A 21459-nucleotide genomic window follows, 5' to 3' on the forward strand; every position below is an offset into this window, starting at 1 on the left:
GGAGCTGCTTCATATGGATCAATTTTGGAATACCATTCAAGCGGATTGGCCGCTGATACTTGAAAAGACGGGTGAACACATCAATTTATCGCTCATTTCCGTGCTAATCGCCTGTGTGATCGCCATACCCGTTGGCATTGTACTTACTGCCTATAAACGACTTGCGAATACAGTGATTACAACCGTATCAGTTATTCAGACGATTCCTAGTCTTGCTTTATTCGGATTCATGATTCCGATCCTTGGTATTGGTACAAAGCCTGCAATTATCGCACTTACCCTGTATGCGTTACTGCCCATTCTTCAAAATACTTACGTAGGAATTAGTGGTGTGAATCCAGCGCTCATTGAAGCGGGAACCGGGATGGGGATGACCCGTTGGCAGATTTTATGGATGGTACAGCTCCCGATCGCTCGCAGTATTATCATGGCGGGTGTTAGGCTGGTCGCGGTACAAACCATTAGTTTAGCCACTATTGCTACTTATATTGCTGCCGGCGGACTTGGTGACATTATTACTCGCGGGATCTCGATGATTAATACGACAACGATTCTGGAAGGTGCTGTACCCGTCTCTTTATTAGTCATTATAGTTAATGTTCTTCTGCTAGGACTCAATCGGGTATTAACGCCGAAAGGCTTGCGTCAACATACAAAAAACTAAAGGTAAATGAGGAGAGGGGAAATTATTCATGAATTTATTTAAAAAGATCACAACGATTCGCCCTGGCGCTTGGTTACGCAGTTCTATCATCGCAGGACTATCTCTAGTATTGGTGTTGGCTATGACGGGTTGCGGCAAATCAGCATCATCTAGCGATACCATTACTGTAGCGACTAAAGGTTTTGCTGAATCAGATATTTTGGCAAATGCTATAGCCTTATTAATTGAGAATGACACGAAGCTCTCAACTAAAATTACTACACTGGATAACAACCTGCTATGGGAAGCGATTAAAGCGGGCGATGTTGATACCTATGTGGAATACACGGGAACCGCTCTACTCAATATTCTTAAAGAGAAGCCGGAGTATGATCCTCAGAAAGCATACGAAATTGTAAAAGAGAAATTGAAAGAAAAGAATCAAGTCGAAGTTCTTGAGCAAATCGGATTTAACGATACGTATGCACTCGTCTTACGCAAAGAGATTGCGGAGAAATTGAACATCAAGACAACATCCGAACTAGCTGCGAACGCTGGGGAACTTATATTTGGCACAAGCCAAGAGTTTCTGAAACGTGAAGATACATGGCCGCTCGTGCAGAAGGTCTATGATCCTAAATTTAAAGAAATCAAAACGATTCAGAATAATGCACTTGGCTACAAAGCTATTGAACAAGGTTTGATCGATGTGACCGATGTTTATACAACGGATAGCAAAATTCCAATTAGCAATTTTATCGTTTTAGAAGATGACAAACATGTGTTTGTTCCATACTTTGCGATTCCTGTTATCCGTGAAGAAACACTTAAGAAGCATCCTGAGTTGAAAGATATTATTAACAAGTTGGCTGGTAAAATTGATGACGTTGAAATGCAAAAACTGAATGGTGAAGTAGAACAGAAGCAAAGACCGGCGATAGATGTAGCTAGAGAATGGTTGAAGAACGAAGGCCTTATTAAGTAATAAGACGAAGGGGAGAAACATAATGGGAAACAATAATAGACAAATGACACTTGGAGCAATGATGTATTTCCCCGCAGGCGAACATATTTCAAGCTGGCGGCATCCGGAATCGGATGCTGCTGGGTTGCTTGATTTAAATTACTATAAACACATCGTACAAACAGCGGAACGAGGCAAGTTCGATATGTTCTTCTATGCGGATGAACTATATGTATGGGATAGATTTGAGTCCGGTATCGTCCAATCTAACAGTATCCGTCCGGAGCCTTTTACTTTACTCTCGGCGCTTTCTGTCGTTACGGAGAAAATTGGACTAGCGGCAACGGTATCGACAACCTATAACGAACCGTACCATATCGCGCGCAAACTAGCGACACTCGATCATTTGAGTGGGGGCCGGGCGGGATGGAACATCGTTACCTCACAGACGGATGAAGAAGCACGTAATTTCGGTAAGGATAAACATTTGGAGCATGAGAACCGTTACGGACGAGCGGGCGAGTTCGTCGATGTTACTCAGGGGTTATGGGATAGCTGGGAAGATGATGCACTTCTTTTTGATAAGGAGTCAGGTAACTTTGCCGACAAAGATAAACTACACAACCTTGACTACAAAACGAGTGAGTTCTCTGTTCGTGGCCCGCTGAATGTATCACGTCCACCGCAAGGGTATCCAGTGCTTATTCAAGCGGGCGCTTCTGAGGCTGGGAAAGAGCTAGCAGCTGCATCAGCAGAGGTAGTATTTGCACCAGGTTCTGCCTTTGGTCCATTTGGAACCGTGGAGGACGGGGTTCAGTTATATGAGGATATTAAAGGGAGATTGGCTAAATACGGCAGGTCTCGTGATGAGCTTAAGATATTGCCAGGGTTTATGCCGATTATCGGTAGGACAGAAGAGGAAGCCGCCGAACGGTTGGCGATTGTTGAAGACTTGACCCCTGAGAAGCTTGGACTTGATCTGCTCTCTCATTACCTTGGTCAAGACATCTCGGGATATCCGCTGGATGAACCCCTTCCTTTTGTTCCACAGCTAGAAGGATTCAATCAAAGTAAAAGCAATCTTGCCCGGATTATTCACTTACTTGAACGTGAAAATTTGACGATACGTCAATTGTATAAACGCATTAATTCACGTGGGGTGGCGGGAACACCATCGCAAATTGCTGATCAAATGGAAGACTGGTTCGTTAGTGGCGCGGCAGATGGCTTCAATATTATGTTCCCACACCTTCCAGGTGGGTTAGATGACTTCGTAGATCTGGTTGTCCCAGAATTGCAGCGAAGAGGACTATTTAAGCAGGACTACACAGGAACCACGCTTCGTGAGCATCTAGGACTAACACGTCCCGCTAATCGTTATAGCACTGTTCAAACAAGCTAAACTGAGGTGATGAATGTGGAAAGAATTGCAGCAGCAAGAGGGCTCACGCTTCGTTGTAAAGGTTGGAGACAAGAAGCACTCCTGCGCATGTTAGAGAACGTCTTGGAGAATGGGGAGAATCAGAAGGAACTCATTGTCTATGCCTCTCTAGGTAAGGCAGCTAGAAATTGGCCTTCCTATCATGCGATTGTAGATACGCTTAAGCAGTTGGAGGAAGATGAAACACTCGTTATTCAATCCGGCAAACCAATCGGTATATTCCGGACACATAAACAAGCCCCCTTAGTTGTGATGGCTAACTGTAATTTAGTAGGGAAATGGGCAACTAGTGAGAATTTCTATGATTTACAGGAGAAGGGCTTAATTATATGGGGTGGCTTAACGGCTGCAGCGTGGCAATATATTGGGTCGCAGGGTGTGATTCAAGGCACTTATGAGATTTTTCAAAGTATAGCTCGGATTCATTTCGGTGGAGATTTGCGAGGGCGTTTCATTCTGACGGCGGGTCTTGGTGGTATGGGCGGCGCACAACCGTTAGCAGGAACGATGGCGAATGCAGTTATTCTATGTGTTGAAGTATCGGAAGAACGAATCGACAAGCGGATTGCAAATGGTTATTTGAAGCAAAAGACGAAAGACCTTGACGAAGCCTTGGAGTGGGTTACGGAAGCCATACACGATGGTCGAAGTCTATCAATTGGTTTACTAGGTAATGCCGCTGAGGTTTATCCAGAGCTAGTAAGCAAAGGGATCATTCCTGATATTGTGACGGATCAGACTTCTGCCCATGATTTGCTCTATGGATATGTTCCTAAGGGGTATACGCTTGCCCAAGTGGTCGAGGTTCGTCAAAAAGCTCCAGCCAAATTACAAGATGATGCCGGGGCTTCGATTGCTGAAGAGGTTCGTGCTTTGCTTGCTTTCAAGGAACGGGGTGCAGTCGTCTTTGATAATGGGAATAACCTACGTACGCAGGCTGTTAAATATGGAGTGGAAAATGCCTTTGAGATTGATATTTTCACAGAAGCATTCCTTAGACCACTCTTCGCACGTGCCATTGGACCATTTCGGTGGATTGCTCTTAGTGGTAATCCCGAGGATATCCGAATCATTGATGACTATATTCTGCAAGAGTTCCGTGATAATGATGTCGTCACGAACTGGATTAGACTCGCTAATCAATATGTACCCATAGAAGGACTACCTGCTAGAATCGGTTGGTTCGGCCACGGAGATCGGACGAAATTGGCATTGGCCGTTAACCTAATGGTTAGAGAGGGGAAGTTATCAGGTCCGATTGCATTCTCTCGTGATCATCTGGATGCAGGTGCCATGGCTCATCCGAACATTATGACGGAGCGAATGAAGGATGGAAGCGATGCGATTGCTGATTGGCCGCTCTTGAATGCCATGATGAGTTGCTCATCGATGGCGGATCTAGTAGCGATACACTCTGGTGGCGGGGGATATGCCGGTTACATGACAAGTGCTGGAATCACGATTGTGGCGGATGGAACGGAGAACTCAGATGAGCGGATTCGTATCGCTCTTCATAATGATACCGGACTTGGCGTGCTTCGTTATGCTGATGCGGGGTATGAGGAATCATTAGATGAAGTTGCTAGAACAGGAATCCGGCGTATATCGACGGAGCGTTACGGAGGTAACTTATATGCGTGAATTAACGAAAGAGGATGTACTAGCAGCTGTTAAGGGTGGTTCTGTATTCGCTTCAGGTGGCGGGGGCTGGGTAGAGCATGGATTAGAAATTGGTGGAGCAGCCATAACACTTGGCAAGCCGAAACTCGTCTCCGTGGATGAATTGCCGGATGACGCCATTATTATAACCTGTACGGCAATTGGTGCTCCCGCCGGGACACAGTGGCAAATGCTTGGGAAGGATTATATTAAAGCAGTTCAATTAATCATCGATCACTATGAGGGGAAAGTCGTTGGTGTCATGACACCCCAGAACGGGATGTCAAGCACGATTAATGGGTGGCTACCCGCCGCAGCACTTGGTTTGGTCGTAGTTGATGCAACGGGAGACATCCGTGCGCATCCGACAGGGAAAATGGGGTCGCTTGGAATAGCTTCAAGTATCGATTTTGAGACAATTCAAGCGGTTGCCGGTGGGAAACCAGAGGATGGCAGCTATATTGAACTCGTTACGAAGGGTACTCCTGCTAGGACCTCGAATATTCTGCGGACAGCATCGGATATGGCCGGTGGGTTTATCGCAGCGGCGAGGCATCCACTCCCAGCTAAATATATTAAAGAGCATGCCGCTATCGGCGGAATCACGCTGGCAATTGAGCTTGGCCGCGCTATTCTAGAGGCAGAACCTCTTGGAGCAGATCATGTTCTAGAGACCATCTGCCAGAAAACTGGTGGCACCATCATCGGGAGGGGCAAGGTCGTGAGCAAGAACGTGGAATATTCAGGTGCCTTTGATATCGGTACGATTGAAGTAGAAGTTTCAGGTGGTAATTCACTGATACTTCATGTGATGAATGAATATATGGCGGTTGAGGAGCAGAACAGTGTAAGGCTAAGCACTTTCCCCGATGTGATCACAACCTTTTCTCTAGAGACGGGCTTGCCCGTAAGTGTCGGGCACATCTATGAAGGACAGGAGATAGGCGTATTCGTCATCGATAGATCACTTATTCCACTAAGCTCTAGCGTGAAGGATCCTTCAGTCTACCCAGAGGTGGAACAGGCATTAGGGATTGAGCTGTATAATCTGGCATTTCCCGAGGCGGAGAAGATCCATGTCTAGTGTTCTCGTACTCGATGGACGGAGTCTGACTGTGCAAGATGTGTACACCGTTGCTTACGGGGGAAGACCTATTCAAATTGCGGAAGAAGCTATGGCAAGGGTAAGGGCGTCCCGTGAACTGATCTTCGAACTCGCAGATCAGGATGTTCCTGTATACGGTCTTAACCGTGGAGTAGGTTGGAACAAAGATAAAGTAATTGATAAGGAATTCTTCGAGCGATTTAATCGTAATCTGATTTTGTCACACTCGACAGGGGTTGGAGCGGAAGCGGCAGAAGAAGAAGTGCGGGCCGTCATGCTGGTCAGATTGAACTCACTGTTGCTAGGTTGTACAGGTGTGCAACCTGCGATAGTAGAGCGATATATGGAATTCCTTAATCTTGGGATTCATCCGGTACTCCCGCTTAAAGGTTCTGTTGGAGCAGCAGATATCACTACCCTATCACATATTGGGCTTGCCTTTATTGGCGAGGGTGAGGTGAAGGTGAACGGAGAGCGATTCACTACAGGGAGTGCGATGGATAAGGAAGGACTTAAGCCGCTCATACTTGGGCCTAAGGATGGGCTTGCTATCGTAAGCTCTAATGCACTTTCAGCAGGTACGGGTGCCCTAGCACTGCATGCATGCGAAGAATTGCTCGAGCTCGCTGATATCGTATATGCTCTATCACTCGAAGCATTGCGCGGCAATGTAAGTCCGCTTGATGAAGCCGTTCATCTAGTGAGACCTTATCAGGGACAGTTGAAAAGTGTAGCTCATGTAAGAGATATTCTTGAACAGAGTGATCTATGGGAGTCGAATCAAGCTGATTCTCTACAAGATCCTCTGAGCTTCCGTGGTGGATGTCAGATACATGGTGCTGCATATGATGCATTTCATTATACGAAGGAGCAACTCCAGATCCATCTGAATAGTTCCGATGATAATCCCTGTGTGCTACTTGAGGAGAAAAGGATTTTGTCCTGCGCTAATTTTGAGTCTGTATCTTGGACGTTGGGCTTCGAAATGCTAGGAAGTGCGCTACATCATGTGTCCAAAAATGCCTGTTACCGGACGATTAAACTAGGGACACCTTCGTTTACAGGATTGAGTCGGTTTCTGACGGCAGATGAGGACAAATCCATTGGCTACTGCACAGTCCAGAAGACGATAACAGCACTAGATGCGGAAATTCGCCATTTGTCTAATCCGGCTTCAGCGGATTATTTCTCATTAGCGGGTGATATAGAAGATCATGCGGCGAACTCGCCTTATGTAGTTGCAAAGACAAGAGATATTATCGATCGACTGTATTACATTATCGGAATTGAAGCTCTACATGCAGTGCAGGCCATTGATCTACGTAATGGATTAAAACTTGGAAGAGGGACAAAGGCTGCTTATGAATCCATTCGATCAGTTGTCCCGTTTCTAGCGGAGGATCGAAATTTAAGCATAGATATCGAGCAAACTTACCAGTTGTTTAAAAGCGGTAAGTTGTTAGCTAAAGTGAGAGATTCGAGCGTTTCGTTAGTGAATTAAGTATAAGAGGTTCAATAGTTTAAGTTTATTATATTTACTGCTCAATACTGTAATCATTGTTTGTAATTAGAAAAAGTATATGCAGATCATAGCGGAGAGGGCGGAATTGTCCTGAAGAAGCGAAGCGTTCGCCTTTGCCTCCAAATTTATACCGCTATAGCGATATATTCAAACAAATTTGGAGGCAACAGCGATCGTAAGGATAATCCGTCCGCGGAGCGGTTATATCTACGTTATATTTTTTCAAGCACTGATTTTGACATTGAGCTATATATACCAAATTAAATTAAGGAGCGATTACTATGGCTCATCATGATCCCCAATGGAATCTTAGAGATCATTATAGTGAGGACTGGCAGATTAGAGCTGAACGAAGTCCGAAATGGATTCGCGTGAAACTCGGTGATGTATATATTGCGGATAGTAAACGGGTTCTATCTATAACGGAGACGGGAAAGCTGCCTGTATACTATTTTCCAAAAGAAGATGTTCGAAGTGACCTCTTTGAAGTATCGGATTATCGAAAAGAGGATTCTAATAAGGGTGAAGCCACCTATTGGTCGATTAGAGTTGGCGATCGGGTTGTGGAAAATGCGGCTTGGAGTTATTTAAACCCACCTCAACTTAGTTCTATTCTTACAGGGTATGTCTCCTTCGTATGGAATAAGGCAGATGCATGGTTCGAGGAGGAAGAGGAGATATATGTTCATGCAAGGGACCCCTATACTAGAATCGATGCTCTTCCAAGCACGAGGCATATTAAAGTAGTTGTAGGTGGGCGGGTAATTGCGGAGAGTCGTTCATCCGTAGTCCTATTTGAAACGGGCTTGACTCCGCGGTTCTATTTGCCACAAGAGGATGTTAACTTCGATCATCTTGTGCCGTCAGATACGATAACTCGTTGCCCTTATAAAGGCGTGGCTTCCTATCATTCGATTCAAGTGGGTGGGAAAGAATATAGAGATGTAGTTTGGAGTTATGCCGAAGCTCTACCAGAGGTTCATGAAATTGCGGGTAGACTAAGCTTTTACAATGAAGAAGTAGATGCCATCTATATCGATGGGGAGAAATGGTCATTACAAAGTAAAGACCGTTTGCCATACAAGAAGGTTGGAGATAAATAATGAATTCGGTTTTCTCTAGCCTAGTGAAATGCGTCTAATGTCAGTTTATAAATCGGCTCGACTAGGACTTTTTGGAGTTGCAGTGCTTTGGGGTTGTAGCTATATCATGAGCGCTTATCTATTGAATTTCTTCTCTCCGACCTTCCTATCCTTCGCTCGCATGGGTTTGACTTGGCTTATCGTGATTGCTTTGCTCTATAGTAAAGGTGTGTTAAGAAGACCAACGAAGAAGGAATGGCTACTTATGGTGGCATCCTCCGTATTCGGCACTTTGATTCAACAACCTTTATATTTTAAAGGGCTTCAGCTATCATCTGCGGCAAATGCTTCACTTATCTATGCGGTAGCACCACTAGTTGCTGTGTTCATGGAAAGGATATTTCTCAAGACACCTTGGACGGCTGGCAAGCTTGCCGGAGGCATTCTTGGTATGATTGGTGTGGTTATCATCATCAGTTTTGGTGGTGGGAAATTCAGTTTATCGTCTGGAGACGTATATTTATTAATCGCTATGCTAGGTATGACGATTAGCATGATGTATACTCCGATTATAGCCAAGACGCTGTCACTGACCTCTATTAACATCATCTCAGGAGGACTAAGTATTGCCTTGATGGCGCCTGTTGCTGGTCTAGATGTGTTTAGCGGTAACTTAATCGTCAGTAGCAGCGTCACAATATGGCTGATATTGCTGATACTGGCCTTGATCACGGCAACCTCTAATATATGGTGGACACGTGGTGTAGCGATTACGGGGCCTGGAACAGCAGCTATGTTCATGAATATCCCACCCTTTATTTCCTTGGTCGCGGGTCACTACCTATTGGGAGATGCGATTCATGGAGCTCAATTAATTGGTGGGGTTCTAATTCTGTTTGGCGTTTTTGTATCTAACCGAAATTTTGCAGGAGATAGTGTACAAGTTAGTCAAACGAGATAACCAGGAATTAAACAAATCGAGAATTTCTATACATTAAAAGAAGCGAAGAAGGGTTATTTCTATCTTTGCTTCTTTGTCGTTTTCTAGATTATCTTTCCTTCGTATCGGTCCAGTTGATTTTCAGTTTATGTAAGGCTGTTATGATATAAGGTAAATATTCATCCTTACTTTGCTTAAGGGGAATATCTAGGGAATAGACTATGAAAGAGCTGGAATAAGTTGAATTTAACCTACTCATAGTAGGGGTTACTCTTGATAGTAGTTTATTGGTTAAGTATATTAGAATGTAATATTTAATGTGATTAATTATATGGATGTAGATGGATTCGCTGTGTAAGTAAAAGGAGGGGACTTCAATTCGCAAAAAATCATTACGCATGATCTCCTTTGTCATCCTAATAATTGTTCTAATTATTTTATTTAAATCAGATGGTTTTTCGACTTTACTTCAGGTTGATTTAAACCAGATCCGTAAAATGTCCAATGGGAACCTTTTTCTCATTTTGCTCATTATGCTGGGTATTATGGTTGTCCAGAATTTATTTACAATCATTCCTTTAATTCTAGTGATCTCAGTTAATATCTCCTTGTTCGGATTCGTAAATGGTTATTTGTGGAGTTGGGTAAGTAGTGTAATCGGAGGAATATTGGCTTTCTTGATGGCGCGTTATTGGTTTCAAGACCTACTACTAAAACATCTTAACCCTAAATATCAAAAGTGGACCAAGGTTGAAAACAAGGGCTTTTTATTTGTGTTTTTAGGCAGAGTATTTCCCTTTGCACCTACTAGTTTGATCAATATTGCGGCGGGTGTTAGTGCGGTTCCTTTAAGGCCATTTATAATAGGTACAATAACCGGAAATATGATTTTTTTCTTCGCTATCTCTTTGATTGTCAAAGGGCTATGGTCTGTCCAACTTGAAAATAATGTCTTACTGATCTTAGGTGCTGTCATTGTTCTATTGGTATTGATCCTATGGAGAATTAGATCGAAGCGTATCAAGAGGACTAGGGGAGAGACAAGTGAATTTGGAGGTTAAGCAACACCGGAGTCTATAAAATAATAAAAAGATCAAAGGAATGGGGAAGATCTCCATTCCTTATTCATATCTTAGACCTTTCGAAAGTACATCCAAACGTTTACTCCTTTTTGGACATCTGTCCTTTTTATTATACTGGAAGCTGTTATGATTAGATAAAAAAGAGGAGGCTAATCCGATGAAAATGGTGTTTGATTTAGATGGAATAATTTGCTTTAAAGGTAAGCCTTTAAGTGAAGATATGGTACAGGTCTTAGACTCCTTGGTGGGTCAAGGACATGAAATAGTCTTTGCCTCAGCCAGACCTATACGAGATTTGTTACCAATATTACCGGCACATATGCAACAGTTTCCGATGATAGGTGGGAATGGTGCATTTGTGGCAACGGGTGGAGAGATCATTTCAACGATTCATTTCGATAAACAGCTAGCTGACAAGATCGTTAGGTTATTGAGAACTTACGAGGCCGATTATTTAGTTGATAGCAAGTGGGATTATGCTTATACAGGTCATAACGAGCATCCGATATGGCGAAATGTGGACCCTGAGCAACGTGCGAAAAATGTACCTTTAGATGAGCTAAATGAAATTGTGAAAGTAGTAATTCTACATAGCTTAAATGAGCAGCAATTGCTAGAGGAGTTGCAGCAATTACCGATCGTAATCTATATACACGGTAATGAAGGTATTATTGATATCAGCCCGCAAGGTGTCGATAAATGGACAGGACTTCAAGCGCTTAGCATCGAGCCGAAGCAATATATTGCCTTTGGCAATGATGCAAATGATGTTTCGATGTTCAAACATGCGCTGCGTTCCGTATGTGTTGGAGAACATACTGCCCTCATGCAAGTCGCTACAGATAAAGTGGCAAATGAAGAACAACAAGTCATTCTAAAAATCAAGGAACTTATGTTAGAACTTGATTAATATAGTATTTGTTATGGAATCATACAGAAAAATACACATAATGGAACCCACTCCCAAGTAGAGTGGGTTTATATGTTATAAATAAATATTCCAGGCTCTACAGTATAAAGTTGGATAAAACAGTATAACACTACCACTCTGGTTAACATAATAATAGTTATGGTAACTAAATCGCAAAAAAGAGAACATGTTTTCAATTATTCTCCTTTTGAATAAAAACAGGTAGCGCAGGACGAACATTGCCCATCGCTTTTCTTTTAGCTTCATCGAACACATGCGTGTAGATTTGCGTAGTAGATATATCTTCATGACCAAGAAGTTCTTGGACCGCCCGTAGATCTGCGCCGTTGCGTAAGAGGTCTGTGGCGAAGGAGTGTCTTAATTTATGTGCGGATAGCTTCATTCCTTGTAATTGAGGAAACTCTTCAATTAATGAGTTAAATGTTTTCTCAGAAATGGTTTGTACCATACGTTTGCTAATTCTCCGACCAAACTGCGAAATGAAGAAGGCCATCTCATCTTTTTTTCCCTTAGGTGGAATTCGCTCAGAAAGACAAAGTTGTAGTAGTTGAGTCAACTCCGGGGGGAGGGGGATATAACGCCACTTTTCGCCTTTTCCTAGTACACCAATCTCCGATCGCTCAAAATTAACGTCTATAGTGTTTAATCGGACGATTTCACTTACTCGAAGCCCAGCATAAGACATCAAAGCGATGATGGACACATCGCGCACTAAATATTTGCCTTTCACTTGCTGCATAGATGCATCCAGGTATTGCTTCTCGAGAAACGTTGGTTTTCGTTTCTTTTCGACCTTTGCCTTTTCAATGTCCATCGTAGGGTTATGTTTGGTTACATTAAATTTAATCATCACTTTGAAAAAGAGGCGGATAGCCGATTGACATCTATTCCGGTATCTGGCACCTGCACCTGATTCTCTCACATTAGAGAGATGCTCCATAATATCGATATCTGAAACCTCTGGAATAACTTTTCCATGTAAATGATGTAGAAAATGTTTCAGATCATGCATATATGCTTTTTGGGTGTCTTTCGAATATTCACGGTCCTTCATGTAAATCAAAAATAGGTGAATTTCGCGCTCATATGGCTCTAAAGTTGTTGGATCTATCATCGAATCCCGCCTATTCAATCGATTTGAAGTTAAATTGCATTAAATATAGATTTAATGCAATTATATCAGCTATTAAATTATAAGAATACCCCGTAGAAGAGAGATAGGCATGAATGCCCATGGATATAAAAATTCAACCCCTAAAAATTAATTCTCAAGACTTGTACATTAATGAAATGGGAGGTATAATCTGGAAAATACTTTTTGTAAGTTTGCTAGTGTTGTTGATATACAGCCTATTAAAGCCTACTTAGACTTGCACAATATAATAACTCTGGGGAGGAATTGTAAAATGAACAATACGCCAAAAGTGTTATACCTTTCGACGGAAGTATTCCCATTTGCCAAAACAGGGGGATTAGCGGATGTTTCATCCTTTTTACCGAAGTCGCTTCGGGAACAGGGATATGATGTGCGAATCATGATGCCCAAGTTCCGAGGTATTGAGGAGAAATACGGTCATGAACTTAAATTTATTCAATCTTATTCAATTCAGTTTGCTGGTAAAAAGGTAACCTATAGCTTGGAACGTATCGATTATAATGGGAACATTATCTATTTTATCGACAATCCGTTTTACTTCAATCGTGAGCGAATCTATGATTACGACGATGAAATGGAAAGGTTTGTTTTCTTTTGTAAAGCAGCGTTAGAGTCACTCCCCATGTTATCATTCACGCCTGATATTCTACACTGTAACGATTGGTTAACCGGATTTATACCTTTTTTCTTAAGAACTCAGTATGGCCAATTGGAATTCTATAAGGGTATGAAATCACTATTTACGATCCATGCGTTATTGTATCAAGGTGTCTTCAATAAGAAACTGACTACGGAAATTCTGAATGTGGACTGGGATTTCTTTGTTGAACAAGGACTAGACTACTATGACCAGGTCAATTGTATGAAGGTAGGGATCATGTTGGCTGATGTAGTGAGCACGGTGAGTCCAAGTTACGCTAAAGAGATTAGCAAAATTTCGCCAATGAATATCGAACCTCTAACAGAGACGTTGCATAAGCGTAGAAGAAATCTGCATGGCATACTGAATGGTATTGATCTGGATGAGAATAATCCGGCTGCGGATAAGCGGTTATTTGCAAACTTTGATGCACAGCATATGGAAGGCAAGGCAGAGAATAAGAAGAGATTGCAGGAAGCGTTTGGCCTTCCGGTTAGATCGGATGTACCTATCGTAGCGATCATTTCTAGATTGGAAATAACCAAAGGGCTCTATTTGATCGAAAAATCATATCATGAACTTCTGAAGGAAGACTTGCAATTTATCGTTATTGGTGATGGCATTCCATATTATGATTATTTGTTCAAGCACATAAAGGAGTCTTTTCCAGACAAGATGTATTATTCAACCTATAGCGACGATATCGCCTACAAAACCTATGCAGCATCGGATATATTCCTAATGCCTTCATACACAGAAGCCTGCGGCATCAGCCAATTGATTGGAATGAGATATGGCACCGTACCTATTATACGGGAGACCGGTGGCCTGCGTGATACAGTACAACAATATGATGAATCCACAGGAGAAGGGACTGGATTTACGTTCAAATACGCGAGTCAATGGGTCATGCTTGATACTATCCGCAAGGCAATCGAGCTTTATCATAAGAAGGATATATGGAATAAGCTAGTGAACAGGGTTATGACTCAATCGGTAGGGTGGGAGGACTCAACAAAAGAATACATCAAGCTCTATGAAAGTATGGCTACTGTTCGAATATAGCATGTTTAGTGAGGCCAATTAGAAGTTGAAAGACAACAATTAAAGTTATGATAACGGCACCTGTAGGGGTGCTTTTTCTCGTATAGAGAGGAATTTTTTTGATTTATTTTGTGAATACCTGACATTTTTAATATATAAAAGCTTGCGATTTCCGAGCATTTAGATATCCTGAAGGAAACTCGCCTTGTGATCGCAGAAAGAACCGAATAATCCGTTTATTATCTGAAATAGTGGGAGAGTAGATAAAAGATTAACTTGACAAGATCATGTTAATTATGATTTTATTCTGCGAATATCTAATAGTTAACATAACTATTATTATGTTAGCTAGATCGATTCTATCTAAGATATTAAGTTTCAATTTGAAAAATAGGTGTTTAGTCTATGGGTAACAGTTTATTCCACCCCCTATAATTATCCAAAATGATGTCATAAACTAAACTGTGAGCCATAAAAACACAAAAATGAACATTTTTCGAACAGACTATGCTAGGGAACGAATGTTTGATAATCTATTATGTAAAATAGTGGAACGGAGGTGACGGTTGTGAGTGTAAAGGAAAAGGTTCTGGAAACGATGAAAGCTGCAGGAAAGCCTGTCAGTGCAGGGGAAGTTGAGCAACTGTCTGGACTAGATCGCAAGGAAATTGATAAGGCATTCAAAGAACTGAAGAAGGATGAAGCGATTACTTCTCCAATTCGTTGTAAATGGGAGCCTGTTCAATAAACTTAATAGTAGAAGAAAAAGGGACTGGAGTTTGAAAAATTCTCCGATCTCTTTTTTTAGTTACTCGTGGGGATAAATAATGACTCACACACGCGGCAAAGATTACAAACGTTATTCGCGAATGTAAGTATTGGAATTTGAAAGACATTTGGAAATCATAACATAGATGGATTCTATAGTATGGGATAAGGGGGAACTATAGTTGATTGAAGGGATGCAGGATCGTCGTGAACACCAACAAATTCTTTGTATCGGAGAATTGTTAATAGACTTCTTCTGTAGTGATATAGGTGTTAATTTGGCTGAAGGATCACATTTTATAAAACAAGCCGGTGGCGCACCAGCTAATGTTGCGGCCGCGATTGCTCGCCTCGGTGGAGTTGCTGCTTTTGCCGGTAAAGTGGGTAGTGATCCATTCGGTGATTTCTTAATTCAGACCTTAAATGAAGTGAAAGTAAATACAGATCTGATTGTTCGAGACACATCGGCGCTTACGACAATGGCCTACGTTTCATTACAAAGTGATGGTGAACGTGATTTTATGTTTAATCGCGGTGCGGATGGAAATTTTGTAACGCAAGATCTTCCTCTTGCTAAGCTGCATGAAGCTGCCATCGTTCATTTCGGTTCAGCTACGGCGATGTTAGGTGGAGATTACTTAGAAGCATACTTTGACTTCATGATCAAAGCCCGTGAAGAGAAGCAGTTTGTTTCTTTCGATCCGAACTACAGAAGTAGCCTATGGGGCAACAGGACGGAAGAATTCATCAATCTAGCTTCCAAGGGAATCTCTCTTGCTGATTTTGTAAAAGTGAGCGAAGAAGAGTTGCAGCTCATTAGTGGCTCTGAGGATCTTAATGTAGGCGTAACGGAACTTCATCGTCTGGGAGCGAAGGTTATTGCAGTAACATTAGGTAAGAACGGTACATTGATCTCGAATGGGACTGATCATGCTACGATACCTAGTATCTCTATTCAATCTATTGATTCTACAGGTGCTGGTGATGCGTTCGTTGGCGCGGTTCTTGTACAACTCTCTCAAATCTCTAATCAGGGCATAGCGAATCTTACCTTTGAGGATTGGAAAGTTATGATTCGTTTTGCAAATCAAGTAGGTGCGATCGTGTGTACGAAAGTAGGAGCCATTGCCGCATTACCAACCTATGATGAAGTAGTGAAATGGAATCAATAATATTAGAATTCGATGAAGTAAGCAAATGATAAATGTAAAGGTAAATAGTGTATAATTAAAAAAGAACATAAGAACCATTCGATTAGATAACATCAGGTGCAGCTTGCTTGATGTTTTTTTATTGCAATATAAGGATTAAGTATAAGTTTTAATATAATTACTATAGTGAGGGTGTGAAAAAGATGGAATATATGCACATAACGAGAGAGAACATCGATCAAGAACATATTTGCTGTGCATTGGGAGCAAAACAATATGAACATGCCGTTCTAGAGAAGAAGCAATGGTTATGTGAACGTATGGAAGAAGGATTGGTATTCTATCGATTGAATGAGCGTGCGAAGGTATTTATTGAATACTTGCCTGCAGAAAAAGCGTGGATTCCTATAGATGCTCCTAATTATATGTACATAAATTGTCTATGGGTCTCTGGTAGATACAAGGATAACGGACATGGAAAACAGTTGTTAGAAAAGTGCAAAGAGGACGCCATGGCGCAAGGAATGGATGGAATTGTACATATCGTAGGTAAGAAAAAGATGCCTTATTTGAGTGATAAACCGTATTTTGAGCACCTGGGTTTTCAAGTTGTGGATCGAGCAGAGCCTTATTTTGAGTTGGTTGCACTAAAGTGGAACGAACGGGCTCCGCTGCCTGCTTTTAAAAATTCAGTAAAGAACACTACTGCTGCAGGAGAAGGAATTCATGTATATTACACTGCTCAATGTCCCTTTGCGGTTGGAATTTTGGAGGATCTAAGGGGAGTTGCCAGTGAAAAAGGAGTTGCCTTTCATACTCATCATTTGAGAACAAGAGAAGAAGCACAGCAGGGACCAGCCATTTGGACTACGTTTAGTATGTTTAATAATGGTAAATTTCTAACGCATGAGATAATGAGTCCCAATAAATTTGAAAAGCTACTTCATAACTTGAAATAAGTCAAAAAGCATAGTCAAAAAGCCTTATTACTATAGAAAGTAGTAAGGCTTTTTGACGTGGTTTCTTATTGCCAATAAGTCTATTGGGTACAGGTAGATTAATTATTGTTGAAAGCGTTCGTTGTTGTAATACTAATGTACTCCTCGTTATTCAATGATATTTCTGTATAAAAAGTGGATAATGGAACAGCATATACATATTAAGCACTTTATGGATTAGGTTGGTGATCTTCATTCATACGAAAAAAATGGGTCTGTTTCTGCTGATGATACTGATTGTGGTATTTGGATGCCAAAGACAGGAAGTAACACATAAAGAACAAGATTTAGTTAGAGTAAAATCCATAAACGGTGAAGATAAAAAGAAAGTCATCTTACTTGTGGTCGATTCTTTAATGGCTCAAGCTATTGATAAAGGTATAGCGCAAAAAGAACTTCCTACCATACAGTTTCTGATCGAACATGGCCAATATTCTAAGGATATGGTCAGTTCTTTTCCTACCATGTCCGTGACGATTGATAGTTCTCTACTAACGGGAAGATATCCGGATGGTCATCGTGTGCCTGGTTTGACATGGTATTCGACAAAAGAAAAGAAACTCATCAATTATGGAACTGGACCGATGGAGGTCATCAAACATGGAGTAGACCCGGTATTGTTTGATGCGTTAGTCAACTTGAACGGCAGTCACTTAAACCAACAACTTCCCACCATCTACGAGGACTTGGCCCGACGCGGGATGAAATCCGGTAGTATTAACGGTTTGATTTATCGGGGTACCGTAGATCATACTTTAACCATTCCACCCTGGATACAAGTTCCTACTTCTTTACCAAAAACGATTCCTGTAAAAGGACCAGATTATTTAGCGCTGGGTTCATTATCCGATCCGCTAGAAGGTATAAAAAAGTTGCCTGACGGTTTAACCGACCGTATGGGTTTAAATAATCAATTTTCTATATCAACTGTCAATTATTTGGTGAAAGAAAACAAGTTACCCGATTTTTTATATGTTTATCTACCTGATTTAGATCAAAAAATTCATAAAAATGGCCCTTCAAATCAAAATGGAATGAAGGAATTAGATAGACAACTTCAATCTTTATTACAAAGTTTTGGCTCCCCGGAAGAGGCTTTGAACCAAGCGATTTTTATTATCGTTGGAGATAGTGGAATGACACAAATCTTGCCTGCCCGAGATAACCCGGTTATCGATTTGCCTTCCTTATTCAACGACTATAAATTGTTGCGTCAGGGCGAATCAATAACAGACGAAACGGAAATCGTTCTCGCCGTCAATGAAACCATGGCTTATGTCTATAAACTTAAAGCGGATAAGCTAAAAGACATTGCGTATTTATTAAAAGAAGAACCTCGCATCGATTTCATTGCATGGAAAGAACAGGAGTGGATTTACGCCATTCAAGGTAAAACCTCCAAAGAAATCAGATTTAAAACCAATGGAAAGCTGATCGATCCTTATCAACAAAAATGGGTGATCGAACAAGATGCAGAGGTGTTGGATTTGAAAATAGACTCTCAGCATCATACATTGAACTATGGTCAGTACCCTGATGTATTGCAACGGTTATCCGGAGCTTTACATTCTCACCCCGGAGAGTTTTTAGTTGTCACCGCAAAGCCTGGTTATGAACTGGCAGACAGAAACTCACCAACACACAAAGGAGGTGGGGGTCATGGATCTCTAGGACAATCGGAATCGCTGATTCCCCTTATCGTTAGTGGAACTGATCAAAAGCCGCAATACTTGCGGATCATTGATTTAAAATCATTTCTGCTTAAGCTTCTAACTAAATAGCGATTAATGACATTGTTTCGGACTTGGGCTGAAGCAGAGCTCGTTAAAATGCTCACGGAAAGAGCGAAGCAGTAAGTATATTAAGGTTTAAACTACAAAAGGAACTGTGCTGTTAATTTCCACTCAGCACAGTTCCTTAACTTCTAGATCTACTTCACATAGTTTCCTATAAATTGGGTTACTTCACGATCATAGCCTACGGGGTCAACTCGTCTGGCCTTGCCGTGGCCTGCTCCTGGTACGACAAATAACTTCTTGTCCGTTGGACCGTTCTCATATAGTGTATACACCATTTCGGATGGGACGAATAGATCGGAGTCGCCATGTATGAATAGGATCGGTGTTTTAGATTTTTTGATTTGATCAAGGGCAGAAGCTTCGTTAAAGGTATAACCCGCCCGAATTTTGGTTAATAAACTGGTTAATTGAACGATCGGGAACGATGGTAGATGATACATACGTTTCAATTGGTAGCTTAGTTCATCTGTAACTGAAGTATAACCGCAATCTTCGACAATCGCCTTAACGTTGGGAGGGAGGTTTTCACCACTAGTCATCATGACTGTCGCTCCTCCCATGGACACGCCATGAAGTACGATTTGTGAATCGTTACCTGTATGTTCGATGACTTTATTGATCCATTTGACGTAATCCTTACGTTCTGGCCAACCGAATCCGATATAATTTCCTTCGCTTTTCCCATGTCCGCGGGCGTCTGGAAGAAGTACGTTATAACCTAGCACATCTCGGTACATTTTAGTATATCCGCTCATTTGTTCAGGTAGCCCAGAGTATCCGTGGGCAAGTATGACGGTCCGATCTGTCGGCTGCTTAGCTTCCAGATAATACGCATGAAGCTGAAGCCCATCACCCGATGTTATGCTCCAATCTTCAAAAGCTTGTTCAGTCCACCATGCACTAGTGTCTTCTAGTGGTTGCCCTACATCCGAACCAGCTGCTAGATCTGGATTGCCATCTAGGAAAGCCTTATCCGCACTAGCAATAGCTACATGATAGAAGTAAAAGCTGGCTGACCCAATAATGATTAGTAACAGTACAATTATTGAAATAATTATGATGAACACCCTTTGATTAATAGTATGAATTCAATCATTATATAGTAACAAATTCCACATAGAGTAACAATAAAAGTTACTAGATTCTAATTAGAAGGGTCAAGCGATAACTTAAGCTGCGTGTTCTCTTTGTCACTATTAAGCATACTTAGCACATAACTTTTCAGGAACTGTGAATTTGCTTTTTTCCATAGTTCTACACCCTCTGAATTTTTGATTGATTCTCCAATTTTACTCGCGTTACCCGAGAAATATAATAGATTCAGCTCTGCCATGGATTTGGCCATTTCTGTTTTCTCAGCTTCAGTATACCCTTGGTCACCTAGAGCTTTATATGCTTTTCTATAGGAATCTTCATAAAAGAAATCTTTGGCGTACGAGTTAAAGTGGAGTAAATCCTGATTATTAATTCCTACTTCCGTACTCCATTTTTCCACATCTACTTGTTTTGTCTGATACTCTACAGCCGCCTCGTCAGGGGAGTAATGAAGGACCCCATACTGGTGTGGATAAACAGTAAAGGCGCTTGTAGCGATATCATAGACATTCTGCTCAGACTGAATATCCTGGATGTGAATATGACCTGATAACACTAGAGATAGATTAGACTTTACAAGGACATCAAGTACCTCATCGGCATTATTTAATGTGAACCCTGCACTTGAAATGTCACTATGATCAATCAAGTTATGGTGCATGACGGTGATTATATTAGCATTTTTATCCTTTGCTAGTTGGCTGTTTGTTTCAATCCACGCCAGCGTTTCCTTGGAAACTTCGCCGTCTGTTTGGGGGATTTTCATGATCACGTTGTTGTCATATTTGCTAGTATCCAGCATTAACAGCCATAAATCATCAGATATTTGCGCGATATAGCTAAGTGAATCAGGATCTCTGGATATCGCTTCCTCATACCCAAAGTTTTCGTAAATGGATGTGAATTCCTTAGGGGTTATATAGTCTGTTACGTACTGACCATCTGTTTTAAAACTCCGTGCCCACGGATTCAAAATATCATGATTGCCTGGAATGACATATACGCTTGTTCCTGCGTCTTCAATTCGTTTAAGTTTATTTGCTAACTCAAGATGACTCTTCTTTTCACCATTGTTTGTTAAATCGCCGATGAGAATGACGACATCTGGCTTCGCATGGATGACATCATTTACAAAGGAATCGGCCAATTGATCTGAATAATTGAGTAATTTGGAATCTCCATTCTTAATATAGTCCTGAAAGGCTTGCCCATTATCGTGCAGGTCAGGGTTCAAATAGTGGAGGTCTGTCGCTACAAATAGATCTAATTCCCGCGATCCTTTGGACTGCGTTAAATCAGCTGGGTTCCTATCGTTGTTGCAACCAGTTATAGCAAGAAAAGAGAGGGATAATAACATGGTTGTTATAAATTTCACTTTCATAATGACCTCCAAAAAAAGTATGTCTTTAGCATTACTTATGTACCATTATATCACTTGT

Annotated in this window: 18 protein-coding genes; 15 read left to right on the forward strand and 3 right to left on the reverse strand. The window is 41.4% G+C overall.

The features are described 5' to 3' along the window. The first annotated feature begins 13 nt into the window (after positions 1–13). The 10 genes from NST85_RS14115 (at position 14) to NST85_RS14160 (ending at position 11348) form a co-directional block, all read left to right on the forward strand. A complete protein-coding gene (locus NST85_RS14115) occupies positions 14–664 on the forward strand; it encodes an ABC transporter permease (protein ID WP_127191317.1) in 651 nt (216 codons plus the stop codon). Between the two features lie 28 nt (positions 665–692). Next, a complete protein-coding gene (locus NST85_RS14120; protein WP_127191316.1) occupies positions 693–1628 on the forward strand; it encodes an ABC transporter substrate-binding protein in 936 nt (311 codons plus the stop codon). A 22-nt stretch (positions 1629–1650) separates the two neighbouring features. Beyond that, on the forward strand, positions 1651–3009 hold the full coding sequence (locus tag NST85_RS14125; RefSeq protein ID WP_341189615.1) for an LLM class flavin-dependent oxidoreductase: 1359 nt from the start codon (positions 1651–1653) through the stop codon (positions 3007–3009). Between the two features lie 9 nt (positions 3010–3018). Then, positions 3019–4689 (forward strand): urocanate hydratase, encoded by a 1671-nt coding sequence (locus NST85_RS14130; RefSeq protein ID WP_445671155.1) that lies wholly within the window; start codon positions 3019–3021, stop codon positions 4687–4689. After that, the gene (locus NST85_RS14135; protein WP_341189617.1) at positions 4682–5791 is read left to right on the forward strand and encodes a DUF917 domain-containing protein; all 1110 of its coding nucleotides are present in this window, start codon (positions 4682–4684) and stop codon (positions 5789–5791) included. The genes NST85_RS14130 and NST85_RS14135 overlap by 8 nt, the downstream gene beginning before the upstream one ends. Continuing rightward, positions 5784–7313, forward strand: coding sequence for an HAL/PAL/TAL family ammonia-lyase (locus NST85_RS14140; protein ID WP_127191313.1), 1530 nt, complete (start codon positions 5784–5786; stop codon positions 7311–7313). The genes NST85_RS14135 and NST85_RS14140 overlap by 8 nt, the downstream gene beginning before the upstream one ends. 302 nt (positions 7314–7615) lie before the next feature. Continuing rightward, complete coding sequence (locus tag NST85_RS14145) at positions 7616–8437, forward strand: DUF427 domain-containing protein (protein ID WP_127191312.1); 822 nt, start codon at positions 7616–7618, stop codon at positions 8435–8437. A gap of 37 nt (positions 8438–8474) precedes the next feature. Then, complete coding sequence (locus NST85_RS14150; RefSeq protein ID WP_341189618.1) at positions 8475–9377, forward strand: DMT family transporter; 903 nt, start codon at positions 8475–8477, stop codon at positions 9375–9377. Between the two features lie 377 nt (positions 9378–9754). Next, a complete protein-coding gene (locus NST85_RS14155) occupies positions 9755–10417 on the forward strand; it encodes a TVP38/TMEM64 family protein (protein ID WP_341189619.1) in 663 nt (220 codons plus the stop codon). Between the two features lie 178 nt (positions 10418–10595). Beyond that, positions 10596–11348, forward strand: a complete 753-nt coding sequence (locus tag NST85_RS14160) for an HAD family hydrolase (protein ID WP_341189620.1) — start codon at positions 10596–10598, stop codon at positions 11346–11348. A 193-nt stretch (positions 11349–11541) separates the two neighbouring features. On the opposite strand, the gene NST85_RS14165 is transcribed toward NST85_RS14160, so the two are convergent. Then, on the reverse strand, positions 11542–12483 hold the full coding sequence (locus tag NST85_RS14165; protein ID WP_341189621.1) for a tyrosine-type recombinase/integrase: 942 nt from the start codon (positions 12481–12483) through the stop codon (positions 11542–11544). 292 nt (positions 12484–12775) lie between these two features. Here NST85_RS14165 and NST85_RS14170 point away from each other — a divergent pair, with 292 nt between their 5' ends. The 5 genes from NST85_RS14170 to NST85_RS14190 all read left to right on the forward strand — a co-directional run bounded on the left by NST85_RS14170 (position 12776) and on the right by NST85_RS14190 (position 18907). Further along, on the forward strand, positions 12776–14230 hold the full coding sequence (locus NST85_RS14170; protein ID WP_127191307.1) for a glycogen synthase: 1455 nt from the start codon (positions 12776–12778) through the stop codon (positions 14228–14230). 547 nt (positions 14231–14777) lie between these two features. Continuing rightward, positions 14778–14957 carry a transcriptional regulator gene (locus NST85_RS14175; RefSeq protein ID WP_127191306.1) on the forward strand — a complete coding sequence of 60 codons (180 nt, stop codon included), beginning with the start codon at positions 14778–14780 and terminating at the stop codon, positions 14955–14957. Positions 14958–15171: 214 nt separating this feature from the next. Next, positions 15172–16149 (forward strand): carbohydrate kinase family protein, encoded by a 978-nt coding sequence (locus NST85_RS14180; protein ID WP_341191112.1) that lies wholly within the window; start codon positions 15172–15174, stop codon positions 16147–16149. 182 nt (positions 16150–16331) lie between these two features. After that, entirely contained in the window at positions 16332–17087 is a 756-nt protein-coding gene (locus NST85_RS14185; RefSeq protein ID WP_341189622.1) for a GNAT family N-acetyltransferase, read from the forward strand. Positions 17088–17335: 248 nt separating this feature from the next. Next, positions 17336–18907, forward strand: a complete 1572-nt coding sequence (locus NST85_RS14190) for an alkaline phosphatase family protein (RefSeq protein WP_341189623.1) — start codon at positions 17336–17338, stop codon at positions 18905–18907. 149 nt (positions 18908–19056) lie between these two features. Here NST85_RS14190 and NST85_RS14195 read toward each other — a convergent pair whose 3' ends face one another. After that, positions 19057–19992, reverse strand: coding sequence for an alpha/beta hydrolase (locus NST85_RS14195; RefSeq protein WP_246054000.1), 936 nt, complete (start codon positions 19990–19992; stop codon positions 19057–19059). Positions 19993–20069: 77 nt separating this feature from the next. After that, positions 20070–21401 (reverse strand): metallophosphoesterase, encoded by a 1332-nt coding sequence (locus NST85_RS14200; protein ID WP_341189624.1) that lies wholly within the window; start codon positions 21399–21401, stop codon positions 20070–20072. Positions 21402–21459: the final 58 nt, after the last annotated feature.

The sequence above is a fragment of the Paenibacillus sp. FSL K6-2524 genome, assembly GCF_038005525.1.
GTDB classification, from domain to species: Bacteria; Bacillota; Bacilli; order Paenibacillales; family Paenibacillaceae; genus Fontibacillus; species Fontibacillus anaericanus.

Coding starts and splice junctions, on each gene's coding strand:
- NST85_RS14115 (WP_127191317.1), top strand. CDS start 14: ATGGATCAATTTTGGAATACCATTCAAGCGGATTGGCCGCTGATACTT.
- NST85_RS14120 (WP_127191316.1), top strand. CDS start 693: ATGAATTTATTTAAAAAGATCACAACGATTCGCCCTGGCGCTTGGTTA.
- NST85_RS14125 (WP_341189615.1), top strand. CDS start 1,651: ATGGGAAACAATAATAGACAAATGACACTTGGAGCAATGATGTATTTC.
- NST85_RS14130 (WP_445671155.1), top strand. CDS start 3,019: ATGAATGTGGAAAGAATTGCAGCAGCAAGAGGGCTCACGCTTCGTTGT.
- NST85_RS14135 (WP_341189617.1), top strand. CDS start 4,682: ATGCGTGAATTAACGAAAGAGGATGTACTAGCAGCTGTTAAGGGTGGT.
- NST85_RS14140 (WP_127191313.1), top strand. CDS start 5,784: ATGTCTAGTGTTCTCGTACTCGATGGACGGAGTCTGACTGTGCAAGAT.
- NST85_RS14145 (WP_127191312.1), top strand. CDS start 7,616: ATGGCTCATCATGATCCCCAATGGAATCTTAGAGATCATTATAGTGAG.
- NST85_RS14150 (WP_341189618.1), top strand. CDS start 8,475: ATGTCAGTTTATAAATCGGCTCGACTAGGACTTTTTGGAGTTGCAGTG.
- NST85_RS14155 (WP_341189619.1), top strand. CDS start 9,755: ATGATCTCCTTTGTCATCCTAATAATTGTTCTAATTATTTTATTTAAA.
- NST85_RS14160 (WP_341189620.1), top strand. CDS start 10,596: ATGAAAATGGTGTTTGATTTAGATGGAATAATTTGCTTTAAAGGTAAG.
- NST85_RS14165 (WP_341189621.1), bottom strand. CDS start 12,483: ATGATAGATCCAACAACTTTAGAGCCATATGAGCGCGAAATTCACCTA.
- NST85_RS14170 (WP_127191307.1), top strand. CDS start 12,776: ATGAACAATACGCCAAAAGTGTTATACCTTTCGACGGAAGTATTCCCA.
- NST85_RS14180 (WP_341191112.1), top strand. CDS start 15,172: ATGCAGGATCGTCGTGAACACCAACAAATTCTTTGTATCGGAGAATTG.
- NST85_RS14185 (WP_341189622.1), top strand. CDS start 16,332: ATGGAATATATGCACATAACGAGAGAGAACATCGATCAAGAACATATT.
- NST85_RS14190 (WP_341189623.1), top strand. CDS start 17,336: ATGGGTCTGTTTCTGCTGATGATACTGATTGTGGTATTTGGATGCCAA.
- NST85_RS14200 (WP_341189624.1), bottom strand. CDS start 21,401: ATGAAAGTGAAATTTATAACAACCATGTTATTATCCCTCTCTTTTCTT.